Source organism: Caballeronia sp. INML2, assembly GCF_023631365.1.
Lineage (GTDB): Bacteria > Pseudomonadota > Gammaproteobacteria > Burkholderiales > Burkholderiaceae > Caballeronia > Caballeronia turbans.
On record NZ_JALQDH010000053.1, the window covers coordinates 56296 to 76254 of the forward strand.

Consider the following 19959-nt stretch of genomic DNA (forward strand, 5'->3'; position numbering starts at 1 on the left):
AGGCCGCATCCCGGAACTGAAACCGCTTCCCGCCGGCGTTTTTGTCGTTGTCGTGCGAGCCGCAGACCCGGTCGTTGCATGGAAATCGGCGCGAATGTTCGTTAGACGAACACCGATTCACATAGCGAACACGCGTGTGAGGGTACTGAAGAAGCTCGCGCTTCGTCAACGCGGGCTTACCCGCGTATGACGAAGCGCTGACCTGTGGCTATCGGCGGGATGGGAATGAAGCGCGGCGTGTCAGGCTACGCGCCGTCCCGCGCGATACGTCTCGCGTGGAACCTGCAATCCGTCCACCGACGCGACGCGCACGAAGTCCGCGCGCAGGCCCGCCGCGATGGCGCCGCGATCGGTCAGGCCGGCCGCATGCGCCGGCGCCCACGACACCGTCGCGACCGCGCGCGGCAGCGACCAGGCCGCTTTGCTCACGAGATCGAATACAGCGATCAGCAGACTGGACGGCACGTAGTCCGAGGACAGGATATCCAGCAGCCCTTCGCGCGCCAGTTCGAGCGCCGACACGTTGCCCGAATGCGAGCCGCCGCGCACGACGTTCGGCGCGCCCATGATGGTCGCGATGCCGTGGTGGCGCGCGGCGCGGGCGGCGTCGAGCGTCGTCGGGAATTCGGCGAGCGCGATGCCGTCGCGCGCCGCTTCCTCGACGTGCTCGACGAGCGTGTCGTCGTGACTCGCGAGCGAGATGTTCAGGGACTTGCAACGCCCGACGATTTCCGCGCGATGCTTCGCGGCATAGCGCGCCTGATGTTCCGCCAGCTCGGCGAGGATCTTTTTCGTGTGCTCGTCGCTCCACTTGCCGTGACGCTCCTGATATTTGCGCCACTTCTCGTGGTCCTGCCATTGCCGTTGCCCCGGAGTGTGATCCATCACCGACGCGAGCCTGAAAAGCGGATGAGACGAGAGCGAATCGAACACTTCGACGACATCCGTCGTGCCCACTTCGCAACGCAGATGCAGAAAGTGATCGGCGCGCAGGAGATCGCGCTCGACGAACTTGCCGATCGACTTCGCGCATTGCACCTGGAGTTCGCGGCCGCGCACGCCGTCTTCGGGACGCGAGCCCACGCCGAGCGCATCGAACACCGTCGTGATGCCGGCGGATGCCACTTGCGCGTCATGGACGATGATCGCGGCCTCGTGATTCCACAACACGCCCGGACGCGGCGCGAGATGCTTTTCGATGTTGTCCGTATGCAGTTCGACGAAGCCCGGCAGCAGATAGTCGCCGTCCCAGTCGACGGCATCGCGCGCCGATGTATTGCCCGGCGCGATGTCGGCGATGCGTCCGTCCTCGACACGCACGGTGCCCGCGAACTCCTCGTCGCGCGTCACGATGCGCGCATTCTTGATCAGCATGTCTGCCACACTCCGGAATCGGTTTGAACGGAAGCGCCGCCGGCGCTCGCGAGCCGCACGATGCGGGTCGCGACGCGCTCGCGCGTGTCCTCGTCATGAAAGATGCCGACGATCGCCGCGCCTCGCTCGCGCGCCTCGACGATGAGGTCCGCGACCACGTCGCGGTTCTCGGCATCGAGCGACGCGGTGGGTTCATCGAGCAAAAGAAGAGGATGCGCCGCGATCAGCCCGCGCGCGATGTTCACGCGCTGCTGTTCGCCGCCCGAGAACGTCGCGGGCGCGAGCGCCCACAGGCGTCGCGGCACGTTGAGGCGTTCGAGCAACGCGCATGCGCGAGCGCGCGCTTCGTCTTCGTCCACGCCGCGCGACACGAGCGGCTCCGCAACGAGATCGAGCGACGACACACGCGGAATCGCGCGCAGGAACTGGCTGACATAGCCCATCGTCGTGTTTCGCAAGCGGATGATCTCGTGCGGCGCGGCTTCGGTCAGCACGACGTGGCGCGATGCACGGCTGTCGTCACGAATCGCGATGGTGCCGCGCGTCGCGAGATAGTTGCCGTACATGCAGCGCAGGAACGTGCTCTTGCCCGCACCCGATGCACCCGCGAGCACGACACATTCGCCGCGCTCGACATCGAGCGAAACGCCCGACAGCGCAGCAATACGGACGCCCCCCTGCTGATGCAGCGTAAAGGTCTTTTCGATGCCGCGTGCCTGCAGCATCAGCGTGTCGTTCGTGACAAAGGCATTCATGGTCATCTGTCGCACCTCAAACGGGCAGCACGGACGCGACGAGCGTCTGTGTGTAAGGATGTTGCGGATCATCGAGCACCTGGTCCGTAAGACCGCTCTCGACGACGCGCCCGTCCTTCATCACCATCAGCCGATGCGCGAGCAGACGCGCGACGCCGATGTCGTGCGTGACGATCACCGCGGCGAGATGCAGCTTGCTCGTCAACGTGCGCAGCAGGTCGAGCAGGCGCGCCTGCACGGATACATCGAGGCCGGCGGTCGGCTCGTCCATGAACACGAGGCGCGGCCCCGTCACCAGATTACGCGCGATCTGCAAGCGCTGTTGCATGCCGCCCGAAAACGCCGAAGGCAATTCGTCGATGCGCGCCGCATCCAGTTCGACGCGGCTCATCCAGTCGGCGGCAGTTTCGCGCAACCGTCCGTAGTGACGCGCGCCGATCGCCATCAACGGCTCGCCGATGTTCGCGCCCGCGGATACGTTGCGGCGCAGGCCGTCGCGTGCGTTCTGGTGCACGAAGCCCCATTCGGTGCGCGACAGAAGACGCTTGCGTGCTTCGGCAAGCGTCGATAGATCGAGCGCCTCCCCTTCGCGCGTGGTGTAGGTGAGCGCGCCGCCGTCTATTTCGCTGCGCAACGCGAGCGCATTCAGCAAGGTCGATTTGCCCGAGCCCGATTCGCCGACGATGCACAGCACCTCGCCCGGATAGACCTCGAGATCGATATCGACACAACCGCCGCGTCCGTCATAACGCTTCGTGAGGCGCGTCGCCTTCAGCAGTGCGTTCATTGCGCGACCTCTTCGTCGTCGCGACGGCTATGGCAGTAATCGCTGTCGGAGCAGACGAACATGCGCGTGCCCTGATCGTCGACGATCATCTCGTCGAGAAAGCTTTCATGCGAACCGCACAGCGCGCACGCGTGCTCCCACTTCTGCACGCTGAACGGATGATCCTCGAAATCCAGGCTCTTCACTTTCGTATAAGGCGGTATCGCATAGATGCGCCGTTCGCGGCCAGCGCCGAAGAGTTGCAATGCAGGGTTCATGTGCATCTTCGGGTTGTCGAACTTCGGGATCGGCGAGGGCGATGTGAGATAGCGGTCGTTCACCAGCACCGGATAATCGTAAGTCGTCGCAATGCTGCCGTGCTGCACGATATCCTCATAATATTTCACGTTGATGAGGCCATAGTCCGCGAGCGCGTGGAGCTTTCTGCACTCCGTCACGCGCGGTTCGAGACGGAACAGCGGCTCGGGCATCGGCACCTGATAGACGATGATCTGCTTGTCCGTCAGCGGCGTCTCCGGAATGCGGTGGCGCGTCTGCACGATGGTCGCCTCCGCCGTGCGCGTGGTGGTCGCCACGCCCGCGGTGCGCGCGAAGAAGCGGCGGATGTTCACCGCGTTCGTCGTCTCGTCGGAGCCTTGATCGATAACTTTCAACGTATCGCTCTCGCCGATGATCGCCGACGTCACCTGCAAGCCGCCCGTGCCCCATCCATACGGAAGCGGCATTTCGCGCGACGCGAACGGCACCTGATAACCCGGCACCGCCACCGCCTTGAGCAGCGCACGGCGAATCATGCGTTTGGTCTGCTCGTCGAGGTACGCGAAGTTATAGCCTTCGGTGAGTGCGTTCATGCCGCATTCTCCTTGTTGTCATCCGCGCCATGCGCCGCACGCAGGCGGCGAAGCAGCTCCAGCTCGGACTGGAAATCGACGTAATGCGGCAATTTCAGGTGTTGCACGAAACCGGACGCTTCCACGTTATCGCTGTGGTACAGCACGAACTCGGCATCCTGCGTGGGCGAAGCAACGGACTCACCCAGTTCTTCCGCGCGCAATGCGCGGTCCACGAGCGCCATCGCCATCGCCTTGCGCTCCGAATGACCGAAGGCGAGGCCATAGCCTTGCGTGAACGTCGGCGGCACATCGCCGCTGCCCGCGAACTGGTTGATCATCTGACACTCGGTCACTTCGATATCGCCGATCTCGACCGCGAAGCCCAGCTCATCGACGACCATCTCCACCGCCACTTCGCCGTGACGGATCTCGCCCGCGAACGGATGACTGTGCGCATAGCCGCGCTGCGTCGCATAGCCGACCGCGAGCAGAAAGCCTTCGTCGCCGCGCGCGAGGTTTTGCAGGCGCGTCGAGCGATCGGCGGGAAACGACAGCGGCTCGCGCGACAGATCGCCCGGTGGCGGCGCGTTCTCGTGCGAACGTTCCTGCTCGATGAGGCCTTCCTTGTCGAGCATGGACAGCACGCGCGGCATCGCGCTTTCGCCGGAAGCCTTCGCCGCGATAGTTGCATCGCCAACTTGTTCGCCTTCGGCGAGCAAGGTGAAATCGAGCAGGCGCTGAGTGTAGTCGTAGGTACCGCCCAGCATCTGGCCGCCGGGAATGTCCTTGAACGCCGCCGAGATGCGGCGCTCGACGCACATGGCTTCCGTGTCGATCGGCAGCGTGTAGCCGAAGCGCGGCAATGTCGTGCGATAGGCGCGCAGCAGGAAGATCGCTTCGACGAGATCGCCCGCCGCCTGCTTGATGGCGAGCGCGGCGAGGTCTTCGTCGTAGACGGAGCCTTCAGTCATCACGCGCGCGACGGCAAGACGCATCTGCTCGCGAATCTGCGCGACGGAAAGCTCGGGCACGGCGACATCGCCACGACGCTTTTTCGCGAGCACGTCCCATGACCGTTCGATGGCGCGTTCACCACCCTTGACCGCGACGTACATCAGCTCACCTCCACGTGCGTCGTGCGCGGCAGGCCGACGAGCGAGCCGCCCGCGACGAAGTAGCAATCGATGCCGCAAGGAAAGAGCGCGGTGAGCGCCGCGCGCTCGCGCCAGAACTCGCGCGACAATCCCGCAATGCCCACCGTGCGCGACGCCGCGATGCCGGGACCGCGCCATGCAAGCGGTTCGCCTTCGGTCAACGAGGGCACGCGAATGAACAACGTCGCGGAGTCCTCGGGCGATTCGGGATCGCCGTGCGAAAACGTATCGAGCGAAGGCATGTCGCGCGCATCGTCGATATAGGCGAACGCGGCCGCGCGGCGATCGCGCGTCAAGGTCGCGCTCGCGTGAAAACGCAGGGCGTCGCCCAGCACGCCGTCTTCGCGCTCGATGAAAACCGGCGTCGAATAATCCGTCAGCGCGAGCAGCGACGCGAACGCCGCGAGCGGCACGCGTGCGGCGAGCGCATCGCGCATTGCGTGATTGTTCGGCAACGCGGCATCGATCGCGACGATGCTGCCCGGGCGCGACAGCGCATCGAGCAACGCGCGGAACACGCGCTGCGCGTCGTGCACCGTGTCGTTGAAGCCGGGCACGAGCCGGGTCATGTCGATCTGCATCATTCGCCTCTCACCATCGTGAAAAATTCGACCTTGGTCGCGGCCGCTTCGGCTTCCTTGCGACGCCGCTCATCGGCGATGCGTGCGGCCAGCGGTGCAACCAGTTGCGTCTGCAACTTGTCCGCATAGCGGGGCATCTGCAGGAGCGCGTCGGCGAGCGCGGCGAGCGTTGCGCGCTCCTTGTCGCGGCCCATGTGTACCGCGACGCCGACCGGCGCGCTGCCGTCGTCGAGCACGAGACGCAGCGTGGCGCGCGTGACGGTCGTCTCGCCGAGATTGAACGCATCGCCCGTGCCGCCGATGCGCCCGCGCACCATCGCAAGCCCGATGTCCGGCGCGCGCAGCCACACATAAGCGGGCACCTTCGCGCCTTCGAGCGCCGCATCGAGCGCCTGTTTCAGCGCGTCGCGCGGCGTGCGCGCGAGCACCGCCATCCATTCACGGCGGCCGAAAGCGTTCCGCGACTCCATTGAATTACTCATCGCTTTCCCTATGTTCGAAAGGATCCGGCCGTCCTATGCTACTCGTCGCCTTATCTAGTCGTCTAGACGTTTGGTCGTGTAGTGAGGCTTTTCACATTTCCATCACGAGTTGCGCACTACAATCCGGAAGAACGATATTCAAACCGACAGGAATGACAGCGCCATGACATCCAGCGAAAATGCCGCGCCTCTCCATGCGGTCGAGCGCGGCGCGGGGGTTGCGGTCTGGCGGCAGATCGAGCAGATCCTCGCCGCGGAGATCGCCGCAAAGAGCTTCGGCGACGAAGGACGTCTGCCGAGCGAGGCCGAACTCGCCAGGCGCTTCGACGTGAACCGTCATACCGTGCGCCGCGCGATGCTTCGGCTCGCCGCGACGGGCCTCGTCAGCGTCGAGCAGGGGCGCGGCACGTTCGTGCAGCCGGGCGCGATCGACTATCAGATCGGACGCCGCACGCGCTTCACGGAGAACCTGCGCCGCCAGAAGCACACGTCGGCGGGCGTCGTGTTGAGCTCGGAGCGCGTGAAGGCCGATCCGGCCGTCGCGAAGGCACTCGGCGTGCGCGCGGGCACGCTCGTCTATCAGATCGAAACGCGCCACGATTCCGACGGCATCCCGATGACTTACGCGCGTAACTGGTATCCGGCCACGCGCTTCAACGATCTGCCCGCGTCGATCGAAGCGGCGGGCGGCATCAGCGCTGCGCTTGCGAAGTTCGGCGTGAAGGACTACACGCGCAAATGGAGCCGCATCGGCAGCGTGCTTCCTTCGTCGGACGTGGCGCGGCGCTTGCAGATCAATCGTCAGCAGCCGGTGCTGTGGGTCGAGAACGTCGATGTCGACGAGAACGGCGTGCCGATCAAATACGGCATCACGCATTTCGCGGCGGACCGCGTGCAGTTGATGGTCGAGCACGATCTATGAGCGTTGCCGCCCATCCGCGCGTGGCGCTCTATTACGCCCCGCCCGCCTCCTCCGCATGGTGGCGCGACGGTTGCGAGTGGCTCGGGCGCGATCCCGAGAACGGACGCGAGACCGCGACGGCCGTTCATGACGTCACGCATGCGCCGCGCCGTTACGGCTGGCACGCGACGCTCGTCGCGCCCTTCCACATGGCCCCCGGCATCGAACTCGCGGACGTGCTCGCGTGCGCTCGCGCATGGGCAAGCGCAGTGCCGCGCTTCGAGATGCGCGTCAAGGCGGCCGAACTGGGCCGCTTCGTCGCGCTGCGGCCCGCCGAAGCCAGCGACGACGCGACGCTTCGCACGCTCGCCGCCAGTGCCCTGCAGGCGCTTTCCGGGCTACGCGCCACGCCTTCGCCTGAAAGCCTCGAACGGCGCATTCACGAGGACATGAGCGCGCGCCAGGTCGAGCTTCTGCGCGCATGGGGCTATCCGTATGTCTTCGACGAATATCGCTTTCACATGACGCTTTCAGATTCGCTCGACGACGCGAACGCGCGCGCGTCGATCGTGTCGGAATGGATGCGGCGCATCGATGCGCTCGGCCCGCTGCCGGTGCACGGCGCGGCGCTTTTCATCGAACCCGAGCCGGGCGCGGCCTTCACGCTGTGGCAGCGCCTGCCGTTCAACAACGCACAGGATGTGGCATGACCGAAGTCGATAGCTCGAAACTGATCTACGTGATGGGACCATCGGGCGCGGGCAAGGACTCTTTGCTCGGCTTCGCGCGCGAACGCATCGGCGCGCAGGTGATGTTCGCGCATCGCTACATCACGCGCGCGGTCGGGGAAGGGGAGAACCATATCGCGCTGTCGCATGACGAGTTCACTTCGAGGCTTTCATATGGCCTCTTCGCGATGCATTGGACGAGCCTCGGGCTGCGCTACGGCATCGGCATCGAACTGGATGCGTGGCTTGCGCGCGGCATGCCCGTCGTCGTGAACGGTTCGCGGCAGCACGCGGGACTCGCGCTCGACCGTTATCCCGACGCGCGCTTCGTGCATATCGATGCAACGCCTTCGGTCCTGGCCGCGCGTCTCGCGCGCCGCGGACGCGAGGATGCGCGGCAGATCGAAGCGCGGCTTGCGCGCCGCCCCGCGTTCGAATTGCCGTCGCACGCGCGCGTCGTGAACATCGACAATTCCGGCATGCTCGCCGACGCCGGCACGCAATTCCTCGACGTGCTCGCGGTCGCGGGCCGCGTCTAGGCTCACCGCGCCCTTCTCTCTTCCGCGACGGGACAATTCACGGTGGCCGAGGAATTTTGAGGCAGACACGCAAATGCCGCCACGTCCTGATGTCGTGACGCAGCTCAGATCACGCGCTCGCGCACCCAGCCGGATACGAGGTCGATCAGCGACACGATCACGATGACGATCAGCATCACCGCGCATGTCTGCGCATAGTTGAACGAGCGGATCGCCTCATAGAGCACGACGCCGATCCCGCCCGCGCCCACCATGCCGACGACCATCGCGGAGCGCACGTTCGACTCGAAGCGATACAGCGCGAACGAGATCCACAACGGCAACACCTGCGGCAGCACGCCGTAGACGATTTCATCGAGACTGCTCGCGCCGGTGGCGCGCACGCCTTCGGCGGGCCTCGAATCGACGGCCTCGACCGCTTCCGCGAAAAGCTTCGCGAGCACGCCCGTCGTATGCACCCAAAGCGCGAGCACGCCGGCGAACGGACCGAGCCCGACCGCGACGATGAAGAGCATCGCGAAGACCATTTCGTTGATCGCGCGGCACGCGTCCATCAAACGTCGCACCGGTTGCGAGACCCACGCGGGCGCGATGTTCTGCGCCGAAAGCAAGCCGCACGGCACTGCGCAAACCAGCGCGAGCGCCGTGCCCCACACCGCGACCGCGAGCGTCACGATCATTTCATGCGCATACGTGCGCCATTCCGTGAAGTCGGGTGGAAAGAAGTCGCGTGCGAACTCGCTCATGTTGCCCGATGCGCCGAGCAGATCGAGCGGACGCATGTCCGCGCTTTTCCATGACAGCCCGAGCACGGCGATGACGACGATCCAGCCGAGCATCGACGTCCAGCTTCGCCTGGGTGCGCTCGTCGTGATGGGCCGGACGACGCCGGCCTCGAACGTGGCTACGTCGAGCGGCTTCATTTACTTCGCCGCCGTGCTGTCGAGCGCGGCGATCTTCTGATCGAGCGCTGCGAGCTGCGCTTCCTTGTCGGCGGCGTCGAGATGCGCATCGTTCTGCACCTGCTCCTTCTTCTGAAAGAGTGACATCTGACGAATGGGCACGAGCTGCGCGTTCGACGAATCCGCGAAGCCCGAATAACCCGATATCGAAGCCATCACCGCCTGCTCGCGCGGATCCTTTTCAGCGTAGTGATCGAAGAAGCTGCGCAGCTTTTCCTTCGTCGCCTGCGGCAGATCGCGGCGCCACACGAGCGGGTCGGACGGGATCAGCGGCGACTTCCACAGCACGCGCACCTTCGGATACAGCTCCGGATGCTGCTTCTTGATGGTGTCGAGCATGTCGGTGTTGTTGGTCGCGACGTCGATCTTGTCGTTCACGACCGCGAGCATGTTCGCCTCATGACTCGACGGCAACACGCTCTTGAACGCGCGCTTCGCATTGATACCGTTCTTCGCGAACAGATAGTACGAAGGCACGAGCGTGCCCGACGTGGAGTTCGGATCGCCGAAGCCGAGATTGATGTCCTTCGTGTTCTTCAGCACCTGATCGAGCGACTTCCACTTGCTGTTCGCGTTCGTGATGAGCAGCGAGTAATAGCCCGCTTCGCCGTTCTTGTACTTCACTTTCGCGAAGACTTCGCCATTCGAACGATCGACGGCTTCGATCGCCGAAGCATTCCCGAAGAAGCCGATCTGCACCTTGTTGAAGCGCATCGCCTCGATGATGCCCGCATAGTCGGTCGCGAAATACGCCTTCACGTCGAGGCCGGTCTGCTTGTTCAGATCGTCGATGAGCGGCTGCCAGCGCTGCTTGAGCGCGGCGGACGAATCGGTGGAGATGATGCCGAAGTTGATCGTCTCGGCAAGAACGGTCTGCGTCAGAAGGCAAGACGCGAGCGCGGCGCCGGCCAGGAAGAGACGGGCTGTTTTCATGATGCGATCCAGGGTTGATGTTCGGTTCGAAACTTAAACGCCCGCGGCCGAGGCGAATGCCTGCGAAGCTTGCGTGTGCGCGCTCGGCGCGCTGCGATGCGTGAGCAGTTCGTCCGCCGACGAGCCGTACAGCTCGCGCAGCACGGCGGACGTGAGGCGCTCGCTCGCGCCGTCGAACACGACGCGGCCATCGCGCAACGCGATCGTGCGCGGGCAGTACTTCATCGCCACATCGATCTGATGCAGCGACACGACGACCGTCAGGCCGTGCTCGCGATTGAGCGCCTGCATCAACTCCATGACGCGGCGCGCCGATTCGGGATCGAGCGATGCGATGGGCTCATCGGCGAGCACGATGCGCGCGCGCTGCACGAGCGCGCGGGCCAGTGCGGCGCGTTGCTGCTGGCCGCCGGACAGATTGCTCGCGCGCTCGAATGCGTGCTCGCCGATGCCCATCGCGGTGAGCGATTCCATCGCGAGCGAGCGCTCGCCGCGCGGGAAGCGGCCCGCGAGACGCCGCCACAGCGATACGCGCGACAACGCGCCGATCAGCACGTTGGTCAGCACCGAAAGGCGTCCGACTAGATTGAATTGCTGAAACACGAAGGCGACGTCGCGGCGGATCGGGCGCACTTCGCGCACGATCCTGCCGTTCTGCTGGATCGGCCGGCCGAGCAACGTGACGTGCGATGGCGCGGGGTCGGATGCCGTGAAGCCCGCGATGTGCCGCAGGAGCGTCGATTTGCCGGACCCCGATGCGCCGATGAGCGCGACCATTTCGCCCTCCTCCACGCGCAGATCGACGGAATCGAGCGCCTTGCGGCCGTTTCCGAACGTCTTGGTGAGACGCTCGATGCGAATTGCGTCCATAGCTTCCCTCGATGGGCGCGCTCAAACGGCGCGCTGAAACGTTCGGGAGATTCTAGGAAGCGAACATGACGAGACAGTGACGCGCATGAGACGTCTAGATGAATACATGACTTCATCGCGCCGTCGTCTGAGACGATCGAGCAGGAAATCGATCCGAACGAGCATTCGCGTTTCGTGTGGCGCGCGTCATGATGGTTGCAAATGCAACAACCATTCGGGACTTCATCATGAACACGATCCATACGGATGTCGCCATCATCGGCGCGGGCAGCGCGGGACTTTCCGCGTATCGCGCGGCGAAGGCGGCGGGCGCCTCGGCGATTCTCATCGAAGGCGGCGCGCACGGAACGACGTGTGCGCGCGTCGGATGTATGCCTTCGAAGCTGCTCATCGCTGCGGCCGACGCGGCGTATCACGCGACTCACGCCGATGCATTCGGCGTGCATATCGACGGCGCGGTGCTTATCGACGGGCGCGAGGTGATGGCGCGCGTGAAGCGTGAGCGCGATCGCTTCGTGGGCTTCGTCGTTGCGGGTGTCGATGCGATGCCCGATGCGGACAAGCTCATCGGCTATGCGCGTTTCATCGACGACAACTTGCTGCAAGTGGGCGAGCACACGCGAGTGCACGCGAAGAGCGTCGTGATCGCGACCGGATCGAGCCCCGTCATGCCCGCGATGTATCGCGCGCTCGGCGATCGCGCGGTCATCAACGACGACGTGTTCGCATGGGACGACCTGCCGAAGCGCGTCGCGGTGATCGGCGCGGGTGTCATCGGGCTGGAACTGGGTCAGGCGCTGGCGCGGCTCGGCGTGCGGGTATCGGTATTGGGTGCGCGCGGACGCGTCGGGCCCTTGAGCGATCCGGATGTGCGCGGCTATGCCGAACGTGTATTCGCAGAAGCGCTTCATTTCGAGCCGCGTGCGCAAGTCGAAGCCGCTTTGCGCGAAGGCGATGAGGTGCGCCTGCGTTATGTCTCCGGTGCCGGGGAGCTGATCGAGGACACGTTCGACTATGTGCTCGTGGCCGCGGGACGCAAGCCGAATGTCGGCGGGCTTGGTCTGCACGACACGTCCCTCGCACTCGATGACGATGGATCGCCGCTCCATGATGCGCTGACCTTGCAGGCGGGCACGCATCCGGTATTCATCGCGGGCGATGCGAACGGCGTGCTGCCCCTGCTTCACGAAGCCGCCGACGAAGGTCGCGCCGCAGGGACGAATGCAGCGCGTTATCCGCATGTCGTGGCGGTCGAGCGGCGCGCGCCGATCGCGATTGCGTTCACGGATCCGGGCATTGCGATGGTCGGTGCGCGTTACGTGGACCTAAAGCAAGGCACTTTCGTGACGGGCGAAGTGAGCTTCGAGGATCAAGGGCGCAGCCGCGTGATGCTCAGGAATCGCGGGCTGATGCACGTGTATGTCGATCGCGCGAGCCGCCGCTTCGTCGGCGCGGAATGGATCGGGCCGGATGCGGAGCATATTGCGCATCTGCTTGCGTGGGCTTTGCAAATGACGCTTACCGTCGATGAGATGTTGCGGATGCCGTTTTATCATCCGGTGGTTGAGGAGGGGCTGCGGACGGCGTTGCGGGATGCGGTAGGCAAGCTTGGCTGAAGGTTCGATTCGGAAGGCGTTGGTGGCCCGGTCATGGACGCAGTGCGTAAAGAGGAATTACGTCGTGTTGTTTGACGCGCTGCGCGGACCTCACCTGCGCACCGGACCCGGGCGCCGCGACGCCCGAAAGTCTTCCTCCTTTCAATATCTCGTAATATGAAAGTAATCCGATCTGATTCGATCCCGCTCTAGCGGCGCGAGCGCAAACGAGCTATCGCGGGCGCTAACTTGCGCAGCATGCACCCCGAATGCTGCCGCATTGCCGATCACGACTGCCGCACACGTAAAATGGGCCTCATGCCGAATGCATCTCCCACACCGCCGCGGCAAGAGCCCGAGTTGCCGCTTCACACGCCGAGCACCGCGTCGCTCGCGCTCGCCGCAGCCATCGCGATGATCGCGTGGCTCGCGTTCGCCGCGCAAACGGATATCACCATCGCGCGCGTGGTGCATCGCGGCTTCACCGTGTTCGATGGCATCGCTCGCATGAGCAGCTATCTGACGAACGTCACCGTACTGCTGACCGCACTTTGCTTCACATGCGTCGCGACACGCGCGCACTTCCCCATCGCGCGATTTTTTCGCAGGCCCACAGTGATTACGGCGATCGTCGTGTATATCGTGTTCGTCGGGATAGCCTATAACGCGTTGCTGCGATATCTCTGGACGCCTTCAGGTTATCGCGCGCTCGTCAATGAATCGCTGCATACGATCGTGCCCGCACTCGCGGCGTTGTACTGGTTTTTATTCGTGCCGCGTTTTCATCTGTCATTGCGACGATGTGCGCTCTGGCTCGTCTATCCGCTGTCTTATCTCTGCATCACGTTATGGCGCGGAAGACTTTCCGATTTCTATCCCTATCCATTCATCAACGTCACGGAACTCGGCTATGAGCGCGTGCTCATTAATGCCGCGATGCTCGTCGTCGCGTTTCTCGTGTTGATGAGCGTATTTCTCGCGATCAATCATCGGCGCGAAGACCTGAGCGTGACCGATCCGGAGACCGAATCCGGCGACTCGTCCTCCGGCCGGATCGATTAGGCTTCGACTCGCTTGCGGTTCACGATGAGGTCCGCGACGAACGCGACTGCCAGTGCAAAGGCACCGCACGCGAAGATCAGCGCGTAGTCGTTATGCGTATGCGAGAAGAGGAACGAATAGCCATATCCCGCGAGCGCCTGGCACAGCGCGAATGCCGATGTCGCCCGGCTCCACGCCGCGCGCTGCTCGACATGATCGTGCGGCAGGAGCTCATGCACGCGGCCGAGCGCGAGCGGCACGATGCCCGTCGTGGAGACGCCGAGCGCGACGGTCGCGACACCGATCACATACGGATTCGCGCATAGCGCCAGCAACGCCACTGCGCCCGCCTGCAGCGCCAGCACGAACCGGTACGCCATGCCGAAGCCGATGCGATCGCCCGCATTCCCGCAGATGAGCGGCCCGAAGATCGCCGCGACGCCATATAGCACCCAATAGCTCGCGCCCACTTCGGCGCCGCGTCCATAGCCACGCGCGATGCAATCGACGAGCAGAATCATCACGGGCACGAGACCGAGTGCATTCGCCGCGTATTGCGCGTACAGGAGCCGCAAACGCGCGCCGCCGAGCGCATCGGCTTGCATCGTGGCGGCTTGCGCAGCCACGGCGGGCGCATTGGCCGCAGGCCAGCCGAACCACGCGACTGCGGTTAGCGCGAGCGAGAACATGCCGAGACCCATCCACGTATCGTGCAGGCCGTGATGCAGGAGCCTTGGAATCAGCGTGCCCGATGCCGCGATACCGAAGCCCAGCCCGATAAAGATCATTCCGCTTGCGAAGCCGCGACGCGCGGGCGGGATATGCGGCAGGATCGTCGTTGCGACGAGCACCATGATCGCGCCGCCGGACAAGCCCGACAGAAAGCGCCATGCGAAGAACCACGCGATCGATAGCGGAAACGCGCACGCAAAGAACGCGGCCGTTGCGATCGCCATCAAGAGGCGCAGCGCGTGTCGATTGGTGAATGCCCGGGCAATCGCGCGGCCGAAAATCGCGCCTGCGAAATATCCCGCGAAATTCGCAGCACCGAGCGTCACCGCTTGCGATGACGTGAACCAGTGCGCTTCGATGAGCGGCGGAATGAGCGGCGTGTAAGCGAAGCGCGCGAGCCCGATCGCGACGAGACTCGCGCAAAAGCCCGCGAGCATCGCGAAAAGCGCGCGGGCATCGAGCGAAGTGTGCTGACCGCTGCGAATAGGCGATACCGTTTGATCCGACATGATGACGACTCCTGCGGCCAGGTGCGCGTGCACGCGGCCGGACAAAGTGACGTAAAAAAGGTGCGAGAGGTTTAGCGCTTTCCGGCGCTCAGGCCGAGAGGCGGCAGCTTGAGCATCGCCAGCGTCGGTCCGACGGCATTGCTCAGCAACGCAGGCTTCGGATCGACGCGTGCCAGCACGCGCACGCCGAGCAGCACCGCGAGGAGGCTGGTGGCGGCGGCGTCGGCGGACATCACGCGCTCGATGGCGCCGCTCTTCAGGCCAGCCTTCATGCAGCGCTCGAAGAACGCTCGCATCAGCGACATCTCTTCGGCGATGAGTTCGCGAAATTCTTCGTCTTCGGGCGACATCCCGAGCGCCGCGTTGACCAGCATGCAGCCCCGCCGATGTTCGTCCGACACGGAACGCTCGACGATCTCGCGAAAGAAGGCGGTAATGGCCCGGTCAGGCGGCATCGACGATTCGAGCCGCTGGATGCGCTCGCGCAAGGTGTGCTCGAGATAGTGATCGAGCGCACGCAGAAAGAGCGCGCGCTTGTCGCCGAAAGCGTTATAGAGACTCGGTTGTGTGAGCCCCGTGTACTGCACGAGGTCGCGCGTGGACGTGCCTTCGTAGCCGTGCGTCCAGAACGCTTCGGCAACGGCATCGAGCACGCTGTCCTCGTCGAAATTGCGCGGTCGCGCCATGATGCTGCTCCATCGAAATCGAAGGGGCCGATGTTTTATATCGGCTGATACAGAACGTATTGTATCGATGGATACAAAACCGTGCAGCATCCCCATTCGGCGATGCGGGTCATGCGTTGCGGGGAAATGAACCGAGGAAAGACGATGCGCTTCGGAAGACGCACTTGCGTCTCCGAAGGCGTGAGCGGTATCAGGCCTCTTTCGAATCGAACATCAATAGCTCGACGCCAGCCTGAGCGAAGTTGGCGAGATCGCCGGCGGTCTTCTGGCCTTCGGGCGAGCCGAGCGCGGTCTGGATCGCTTCGAGCGAATCGAACTGCAACAGCGCGACGAGGTGATAGGGCGAATCGCCCGACGCGGCCACGACCGGCCCGGTGCTGATCTCGTAGCGCCGCAAGCCCGGCAGCGTCTTCGCAAGCGGCGCATGGGTCGAAGCATAGTATTCGTCGAATGCTTTCGGGTCGGACGGGTTCTTGTATAGCGCTACGAGCTGAGCCATCGTCGTGTCTCCTGGTGGTTGTACGGCGTTAGAGAGAAAGATGCGGCAACGGTTTACTGCTTTTCGAGCTGAAGATAGATGCGCTGCACGTTCTGCGGCTGCGCGATCGCATAGAGCTTGTCATGCTCGAACGCGGGCACTTGCACGGTATGCATCGCCTCGGTGAGGCCGACGCCGTTCTTGTAGGCTCGCTTCACCGCTGCATCGAGTTCGCGGAGATAGTCGCCCGTGCGCATGATGCCGTCGCCTCGCAAGGGCGCGCCGAAGCCCGGAATAACCGTCTTCAGGTCGAGGGCATGCAGGTTTTCCAGCGCGGCGAGCCAGCCGGGAATCTGCTCGTTGCGCAATTCGGGGATGCGTCCGTTCGAGACGAGCCCGCCCGCGAAGAGCACGCCGCTTTGCGTGTCGAGCACGGCGAGGTCGCCGGGCGTGCTCGCGGGCCCGAAGTGCAGCAATTGCAGCTGGCGCCCGCCGCTCTCTATTTCCGTCGTGCCGTTCACCGTCTTGTCGGGCACCGTCACACGCGAGCCGGCCATTTCATCTTCGCCGAGCGTCTTGCGCAGATTGGCGAGGCAGATCGAGCAGCGCTCGCGGATCAGTTGCGCGGCGCGCGCGTGTGCGAGGATCGGCACGCCGTCGTCACGGAACGCGGCCGCGCCGAACACGAACTCGGGCGCCTGATGCGTGATGATGACGAGCTTCACCGGCAACGGCGTGATCTTGCGGATCGCTTCGATCATCGCGCGGCCATAGCGATACGACGCCCCCGTGTCGATCACGGTCACGCCCTCCGGCCCGACGATGAAGCCATTGTTCGCGACGATGCCGTGATTCGCGGGCGCAACCGCATCGTTGTCGCCAAGGAACGCGTACACGCCCGGCGCGATCGCGACGGGCGCGGGCATGCCGCTCATCGCCGCGCGCGCGAGCGTGCTCAACGCGAAGAGCAGCATGCAAACGAGCGCTCGCCAGCGGCTCGCCGTCATTTCATCGCCGATGTTTGCGCGCCGCCCGGTTGCGCGCTGATCGCCACGGCGCCGTCCCACTGCTTGTTCTTCGTATCCTCGATATGCGCTTTCAATTCGCCGCTGCCGCCCGGCACGAAATAGAAGCGGAAATTCGGGTTCTCGCTGATCGAGAAATTGACATTCGCGATCATCACGGGTTTATCCGCATACGTGACCGAGACCTTGCGAATGAAATACGCCGTTGCGTAGTTGCGCGTGACCTGATTCATCGCCATGCCGGTGCGATTCGGATGGCGCACCATCAATTGCGCGAGTTCGGGCTTGCCCGCGACGGCCTGACCTTCGGCCTGAATCCTGACTTGTCCCGCGGTGCGTTCGGCGGCGTCCTCGTCCTTGTCGGCGGGCGCGGAGCAGCCGCCGGATGCCTTCACGAAGCGAATTGCGCTATAGAGCTTGCCGTCGTTGGTCTCGGCGATCACACGCATGAACGTGTAGTCCTCCACGCGCACGCGCGTTTCGATCGTCGCGAGTCCCGATTCCGGTGTGAACTCGAACGAACCCGCATAAGGCTCGGGATTCTCGTCGATGAAAAGATAGAGCTTCCTGATGTAATGCGTGGGCGTCTGGGGGAATTGCGCGTTGACCGCGATCGGCACGACGGCGGCATCCGCCGCGCGCGCGGGCGCATCGAGCTTGATGACCGCATCGCCGTGCGGGTCGATCGCGCGGCCCTTGAACGTGCCTTCCTTGAAGTCGAGCCAGCGCACCACTTTCTCAGGATCGTCGTCGGGTTGCGCCGCTCGCGCGGCATACGGCGCGAAGAGCGCGGCGGCGAGGGTCGCGACCGTCACCGCGCGAGTGCCGGACCATGTTGTCTTCATGATGTCCCTCCAATGCTGCACTACTGCTCCCATTCGAGCTCCGCGTAAGCGGCCGTCACATTGCGACGGTGATAGATGTCGGCGAGGAGCCACGCATCCTTCCCGTCGATGCCGATACCATCGACGGCCTGCCGGATCGTTTCGCCCTTCTTGATGGCCGCACGCACATCGCGCGCCAGATCGGCGAGATAGCGTTCTTCGGCATCGAGCGATTGCCGCCACGGCGGGTCGAGCGGACCGTGCCCCGGCACGACATGACGCGGATTCATCTGGCGAATGCGCGCAATATCGTCGAGCCAGCCGGTCACGCTGCCATCGACGACGGGAAGGCAGCGCACGAACAAAAGATCGCCCGTCCACAAGGTGCCGCTCTTCTCATCGTATACCGTCAAATCGTTGTTGGTATGCGCGGTTTTCCATGTGCGCAGCGTGAGCGTGCGTCCGCCGAGGTCGAGCGTGCCGACGCCGTCGATCGTCATCGTCGGCGCGACGATCTCGCTGCCCGCCGCCGCGCTGCCGAGCTCGCGGTTCAGCGCGCGCATGTAGTTGTCCGCACGCGAGGCTTCGGCCTGCGCGAGCGCCACGCTGCCGACGAACTGCGGATGATCGTCCTTGAATGCCGCATTGCCGAAAATGTGATCCGGATGCATGTGCGTGTTGATGACATAGCAAACCGGCAGCGGCGTGACCGCGCGTATCGCGGCGCGCAACGCGCGGCCTTCGGCGAGCGTGCCGCCCGTGTCGATCACCGCGACGCAGCGCGTCCCGACGATGAAGCCCACGTTCGCGATATCGCCGCCGTTGTCGGGCGTCGCGATATCGTCGTGACCGCGATGCGCGTAATCGCCCGGCGCGATCTGGGTGATCGAAAGCACTGGCTCGCCATGCGCGATAGCTGCGCCTGCAATTAGTATGACGAAGACGCCATGACGCCAGGCGAAGGCGACGCTCATCGGACGCCGCCTGATTCGGCGAGGCGTCTGGGTCTGCGCAAGCCGAACTGCGCGTATTCGCGCTCGAGGAACGGCTCCGCGTTTTCGAGGAGGAAGCGACGAAATGCGAGACAGGTCGGCGAAAGTTGTTTCGAGCGTGAGTGCACGAGCTGCCAGGTCCGTTCGACAGGCGTGCCGTTCACGTCGAGCACGGCGATTTCGTCAGTGCGCAATTCGAGCAAAAGCGTGTGGAGCGAGATGAGGCTCACGCCCATTCCCGCCATCACGGCCTGCTTGATTGTTTCGTTGCTGCCGAGCGTGACGCTGCGCGCGGGCACGAAAAGGTTCTGCCGGAATACATGCTCGGCGACCGCACGCGTGCCTGATCCCGGCTCGCGCAGGAGGAACGTGTCGTTCGCGAGTTCCTGGAGATCGAAGGCCTTCGCATGACGCAACGGATGCGAAAGCGGCGCAACGATCACATGCGGATGATAGGCAAGCGGCTCGGCCGTGGTGCCGAGCTCGGGCGGCGGCCGGCCCATGATGGCGAGGTCGGTCGCATTGTCTTGCAGCAAACGCAGGAGCGTCTCGCGATTGCCGACGGAGAAATGCACATCGACTTTCGGATACTGCTGGCGATATAGCGCGAGCAGCTTGGGCGCGAAGTATGTCGCCGAGCTGACGATGCTTACCGCGATCGAGCCGCTGTCGGCTTGCGTGAGCGACATCATCGCGTCTTCGGCGTCTTTGATTTCGCCGAGTATCCGGCTTGCGTGATGCGAGAGCCGCTCGCCGGCTTCCGTCAGCGCGAGACGGCGGGCTACGCGTTCGAACAGCGGCAGACCGATGGCTTCTTCCAATTGGCGGATTTGCATCGATACTGCGGGCTGGGTCAGGTGCAGTTCCTCGGCTGCGCGTGCGAAGCTCGGACAGCGGCTTGCTATCACGAAGATTTGTAGCTGGCGCAGGGTTAGGGAACGGATGAAATTCACAAGGGGTTTTTGGGGGAGCTTGGGGTTCGCTTGGGCTTCTATGGAATCCTGATTTCGTATCGGACTATTAGCACTGCCCCTCCCCGGGGCGGGGGTCACTTTCTTTGCTGCTGCAAAGAAAGCAACTGTATTGAGAGTCAAGTGCTGGGTCACAAGTGATCGTGATGTGGGGGATTCCAGGGGGTGCGATCGCGCATCATGGCGTTGAGCTGAGTAAGGAGCTTG

Annotated in this window: 22 protein-coding genes; 5 read left to right on the forward strand and 17 right to left on the reverse strand. The window is 64.0% G+C overall.

The features are described from left to right. Window positions 1-240: 240 nt before the first annotated feature. The 7 genes from NCT32_RS19855 to phnG are packed head-to-tail and all read right to left on the reverse strand — an operon-like array spanning window position 241 to window position 5966. Window positions 241-1374, reverse strand: a complete 1134-nt coding sequence (locus NCT32_RS19855) for an alpha-D-ribose 1-methylphosphonate 5-triphosphate diphosphatase (protein ID WP_061120743.1) — start codon at window positions 1372-1374, stop codon at window positions 241-243. After that, complete coding sequence (phnL, locus tag NCT32_RS19860) at window positions 1368-2135, reverse strand: phosphonate C-P lyase system protein PhnL (RefSeq protein ID WP_061120742.1); 768 nt, start codon at window positions 2133-2135, stop codon at window positions 1368-1370. The genes NCT32_RS19855 and phnL overlap by 7 nt, the downstream gene beginning before the upstream one ends. 10 nt (window positions 2136-2145) lie before the next feature. Further along, the gene (phnK, locus tag NCT32_RS19865) at window positions 2146-2916 is read right to left on the reverse strand and encodes a phosphonate C-P lyase system protein PhnK (protein WP_061120741.1); all 771 of its coding nucleotides are present in this window, start codon (window positions 2914-2916) and stop codon (window positions 2146-2148) included. Beyond that, window positions 2913-3767 carry an alpha-D-ribose 1-methylphosphonate 5-phosphate C-P-lyase PhnJ gene (locus NCT32_RS19870; protein WP_061120740.1) on the reverse strand — a complete coding sequence of 285 codons (855 nt, stop codon included), beginning with the start codon at window positions 3765-3767 and terminating at the stop codon, window positions 2913-2915. The genes phnK and NCT32_RS19870 overlap by 4 nt, the downstream gene beginning before the upstream one ends. After that, window positions 3764-4864, reverse strand: a complete 1101-nt coding sequence (locus NCT32_RS19875; RefSeq protein ID WP_061120739.1) for a carbon-phosphorus lyase complex subunit PhnI — start codon at window positions 4862-4864, stop codon at window positions 3764-3766. Before NCT32_RS19875 ends, NCT32_RS19870 begins: the two co-directional genes overlap by 4 nt. After that, window positions 4864-5487, reverse strand: a complete 624-nt coding sequence (phnH, locus tag NCT32_RS19880) for a phosphonate C-P lyase system protein PhnH (RefSeq protein ID WP_061120738.1) — start codon at window positions 5485-5487, stop codon at window positions 4864-4866. Before phnH ends, NCT32_RS19875 begins: the two co-directional genes overlap by 1 nt. Then, entirely contained in the window at window positions 5484-5966 is a 483-nt protein-coding gene (gene phnG, locus NCT32_RS19885; protein WP_061120737.1) for a phosphonate C-P lyase system protein PhnG, read from the reverse strand. Before phnG ends, phnH begins: the two co-directional genes overlap by 4 nt. Window positions 5967-6129: 163 nt before the next feature. On the opposite strand from phnG, the gene phnF reads away from it, so the two are divergent. From phnF to phnN, 3 genes are read left to right on the forward strand one after another with little or no spacing between them, the layout of a single operon-like run. After that, a complete protein-coding gene (gene phnF / locus NCT32_RS19890; RefSeq protein ID WP_061120736.1) occupies window positions 6130-6888 on the forward strand; it encodes a phosphonate metabolism transcriptional regulator PhnF in 759 nt (252 codons plus the stop codon). Next, window positions 6885-7577, forward strand: coding sequence for a DUF1045 domain-containing protein (locus NCT32_RS19895; RefSeq protein WP_061120735.1), 693 nt, complete (start codon window positions 6885-6887; stop codon window positions 7575-7577). The genes phnF and NCT32_RS19895 overlap by 4 nt, the downstream gene beginning before the upstream one ends. Next, the gene (gene phnN, locus NCT32_RS19900) at window positions 7574-8134 is read left to right on the forward strand and encodes a phosphonate metabolism protein/1,5-bisphosphokinase (PRPP-forming) PhnN (RefSeq protein WP_061120734.1); all 561 of its coding nucleotides are present in this window, start codon (window positions 7574-7576) and stop codon (window positions 8132-8134) included. The genes NCT32_RS19895 and phnN overlap by 4 nt, the downstream gene beginning before the upstream one ends. A 104-nt stretch (window positions 8135-8238) precedes the next feature. Here phnN and phnE read toward each other — a convergent pair whose 3' ends face one another. The 3 genes from phnE to phnC all read right to left on the reverse strand — a co-directional run bounded on the left by phnE (window position 8239) and on the right by phnC (window position 10899). After that, on the reverse strand, window positions 8239-8973 hold the full coding sequence (phnE, locus tag NCT32_RS19905; RefSeq protein WP_250477514.1) for a phosphonate ABC transporter, permease protein PhnE: 735 nt from the start codon (window positions 8971-8973) through the stop codon (window positions 8239-8241). Window positions 8974-9057: 84 nt separating this feature from the next. Beyond that, window positions 9058-10029, reverse strand: a complete 972-nt coding sequence (gene phnD, locus NCT32_RS19910) for a phosphonate ABC transporter substrate-binding protein (protein ID WP_250477510.1) — start codon at window positions 10027-10029, stop codon at window positions 9058-9060. Between the two features lie 33 nt (window positions 10030-10062). Further along, window positions 10063-10899, reverse strand: coding sequence for a phosphonate ABC transporter ATP-binding protein (gene phnC / locus NCT32_RS19915; protein WP_061120731.1), 837 nt, complete (start codon window positions 10897-10899; stop codon window positions 10063-10065). Between the two features lie 227 nt (window positions 10900-11126). Between phnC and NCT32_RS19920 the strand changes: the two genes are divergently transcribed. Both NCT32_RS19920 and NCT32_RS19925 read left to right on the forward strand, forming a co-directional pair. After that, window positions 11127-12515, forward strand: a complete 1389-nt coding sequence (locus tag NCT32_RS19920; protein WP_061120785.1) for a dihydrolipoyl dehydrogenase — start codon at window positions 11127-11129, stop codon at window positions 12513-12515. A gap of 288 nt (window positions 12516-12803) precedes the next feature. Continuing rightward, complete coding sequence (locus NCT32_RS19925; protein ID WP_409241537.1) at window positions 12804-13556, forward strand: Pr6Pr family membrane protein; 753 nt, start codon at window positions 12804-12806, stop codon at window positions 13554-13556. Here the strand turns inward: NCT32_RS19925 and NCT32_RS19930 are convergent. The 7 genes from NCT32_RS19930 to NCT32_RS19960 form a co-directional block, all read right to left on the reverse strand. Continuing rightward, a complete protein-coding gene (locus NCT32_RS19930) occupies window positions 13553-14776 on the reverse strand; it encodes a YbfB/YjiJ family MFS transporter (RefSeq protein ID WP_061120783.1) in 1224 nt (407 codons plus the stop codon). The genes NCT32_RS19925 and NCT32_RS19930 overlap by 4 nt on opposite strands. A gap of 71 nt (window positions 14777-14847) precedes the next feature. Then, window positions 14848-15462 carry a TetR/AcrR family transcriptional regulator gene (locus NCT32_RS19935; RefSeq protein WP_061120730.1) on the reverse strand — a complete coding sequence of 205 codons (615 nt, stop codon included), beginning with the start codon at window positions 15460-15462 and terminating at the stop codon, window positions 14848-14850. 190 nt (window positions 15463-15652) lie between these two features. Then, window positions 15653-15961 carry an EthD family reductase gene (locus NCT32_RS19940; RefSeq protein WP_061120729.1) on the reverse strand — a complete coding sequence of 103 codons (309 nt, stop codon included), beginning with the start codon at window positions 15959-15961 and terminating at the stop codon, window positions 15653-15655. 53 nt (window positions 15962-16014) lie between these two features. Beyond that, on the reverse strand, window positions 16015-16947 hold the full coding sequence (locus NCT32_RS19945; RefSeq protein WP_061120782.1) for an MBL fold metallo-hydrolase: 933 nt from the start codon (window positions 16945-16947) through the stop codon (window positions 16015-16017). After that, the gene (locus NCT32_RS19950) at window positions 16944-17810 is read right to left on the reverse strand and encodes a quinoprotein dehydrogenase-associated SoxYZ-like carrier (RefSeq protein WP_061120728.1); all 867 of its coding nucleotides are present in this window, start codon (window positions 17808-17810) and stop codon (window positions 16944-16946) included. Before NCT32_RS19950 ends, NCT32_RS19945 begins: the two co-directional genes overlap by 4 nt. Before the next feature lie 20 nt (window positions 17811-17830). Next, the gene (locus NCT32_RS19955) at window positions 17831-18763 is read right to left on the reverse strand and encodes a quinoprotein relay system zinc metallohydrolase 2 (RefSeq protein WP_250490492.1); all 933 of its coding nucleotides are present in this window, start codon (window positions 18761-18763) and stop codon (window positions 17831-17833) included. Then, complete coding sequence (locus NCT32_RS19960) at window positions 18760-19734, reverse strand: LysR family transcriptional regulator (RefSeq protein WP_061120726.1); 975 nt, start codon at window positions 19732-19734, stop codon at window positions 18760-18762. Before NCT32_RS19960 ends, NCT32_RS19955 begins: the two co-directional genes overlap by 4 nt. Between the last annotated feature and the right edge of the window lie 225 nt (window positions 19735-19959).

What these genes read in the sequence shown, in the direction of transcription:
- phnG (WP_061120737.1), bottom strand. Translation starts at nt 5,966, where the DNA reads ATGAGTAATTCAATGGAGTCGCGGAACGCTTTCGGCCGCCGTGAATGG.
- phnE (WP_250477514.1), bottom strand. Translation starts at nt 8,973, where the DNA reads ATGCTCGGCTGGATCGTCGTCATCGCCGTGCTCGGGCTGTCATGGAAA.
- NCT32_RS19945 (WP_061120782.1), bottom strand. Translation starts at nt 16,947, where the DNA reads ATGACGGCGAGCCGCTGGCGAGCGCTCGTTTGCATGCTGCTCTTCGCG.
- NCT32_RS19935 (WP_061120730.1), bottom strand. Translation starts at nt 15,462, where the DNA reads ATGGCGCGACCGCGCAATTTCGACGAGGACAGCGTGCTCGATGCCGTT.
- phnD (WP_250477510.1), bottom strand. Translation starts at nt 10,029, where the DNA reads ATGAAAACAGCCCGTCTCTTCCTGGCCGGCGCCGCGCTCGCGTCTTGC.
- phnN (WP_061120734.1), top strand. Translation starts at nt 7,574, where the DNA reads ATGACCGAAGTCGATAGCTCGAAACTGATCTACGTGATGGGACCATCG.
- phnC (WP_061120731.1), bottom strand. Translation starts at nt 10,899, where the DNA reads ATGGACGCAATTCGCATCGAGCGTCTCACCAAGACGTTCGGAAACGGC.
- NCT32_RS19855 (WP_061120743.1), bottom strand. Translation starts at nt 1,374, where the DNA reads ATGCTGATCAAGAATGCGCGCATCGTGACGCGCGACGAGGAGTTCGCG.
- NCT32_RS19920 (WP_061120785.1), top strand. Translation starts at nt 11,127, where the DNA reads ATGAACACGATCCATACGGATGTCGCCATCATCGGCGCGGGCAGCGCG.
- NCT32_RS19940 (WP_061120729.1), bottom strand. Translation starts at nt 15,961, where the DNA reads ATGGCTCAGCTCGTAGCGCTATACAAGAACCCGTCCGACCCGAAAGCA.
- NCT32_RS19925 (WP_409241537.1), top strand. Translation starts at nt 12,804, where the DNA reads ATGGGCCTCATGCCGAATGCATCTCCCACACCGCCGCGGCAAGAGCCC.
- phnF (WP_061120736.1), top strand. Translation starts at nt 6,130, where the DNA reads ATGACATCCAGCGAAAATGCCGCGCCTCTCCATGCGGTCGAGCGCGGC.
- phnL (WP_061120742.1), bottom strand. Translation starts at nt 2,135, where the DNA reads ATGACCATGAATGCCTTTGTCACGAACGACACGCTGATGCTGCAGGCA.
- NCT32_RS19950 (WP_061120728.1), bottom strand. Translation starts at nt 17,810, where the DNA reads ATGAAGACAACATGGTCCGGCACTCGCGCGGTGACGGTCGCGACCCTC.
- NCT32_RS19875 (WP_061120739.1), bottom strand. Translation starts at nt 4,864, where the DNA reads ATGTACGTCGCGGTCAAGGGTGGTGAACGCGCCATCGAACGGTCATGG.
- phnK (WP_061120741.1), bottom strand. Translation starts at nt 2,916, where the DNA reads ATGAACGCACTGCTGAAGGCGACGCGCCTCACGAAGCGTTATGACGGA.
- NCT32_RS19930 (WP_061120783.1), bottom strand. Translation starts at nt 14,776, where the DNA reads ATGTCGGATCAAACGGTATCGCCTATTCGCAGCGGTCAGCACACTTCG.
- NCT32_RS19955 (WP_250490492.1), bottom strand. Translation starts at nt 18,763, where the DNA reads ATGAGCGTCGCCTTCGCCTGGCGTCATGGCGTCTTCGTCATACTAATT.
- NCT32_RS19870 (WP_061120740.1), bottom strand. Translation starts at nt 3,767, where the DNA reads ATGAACGCACTCACCGAAGGCTATAACTTCGCGTACCTCGACGAGCAG.
- phnH (WP_061120738.1), bottom strand. Translation starts at nt 5,487, where the DNA reads ATGATGCAGATCGACATGACCCGGCTCGTGCCCGGCTTCAACGACACG.
- NCT32_RS19895 (WP_061120735.1), top strand. Translation starts at nt 6,885, where the DNA reads ATGAGCGTTGCCGCCCATCCGCGCGTGGCGCTCTATTACGCCCCGCCC.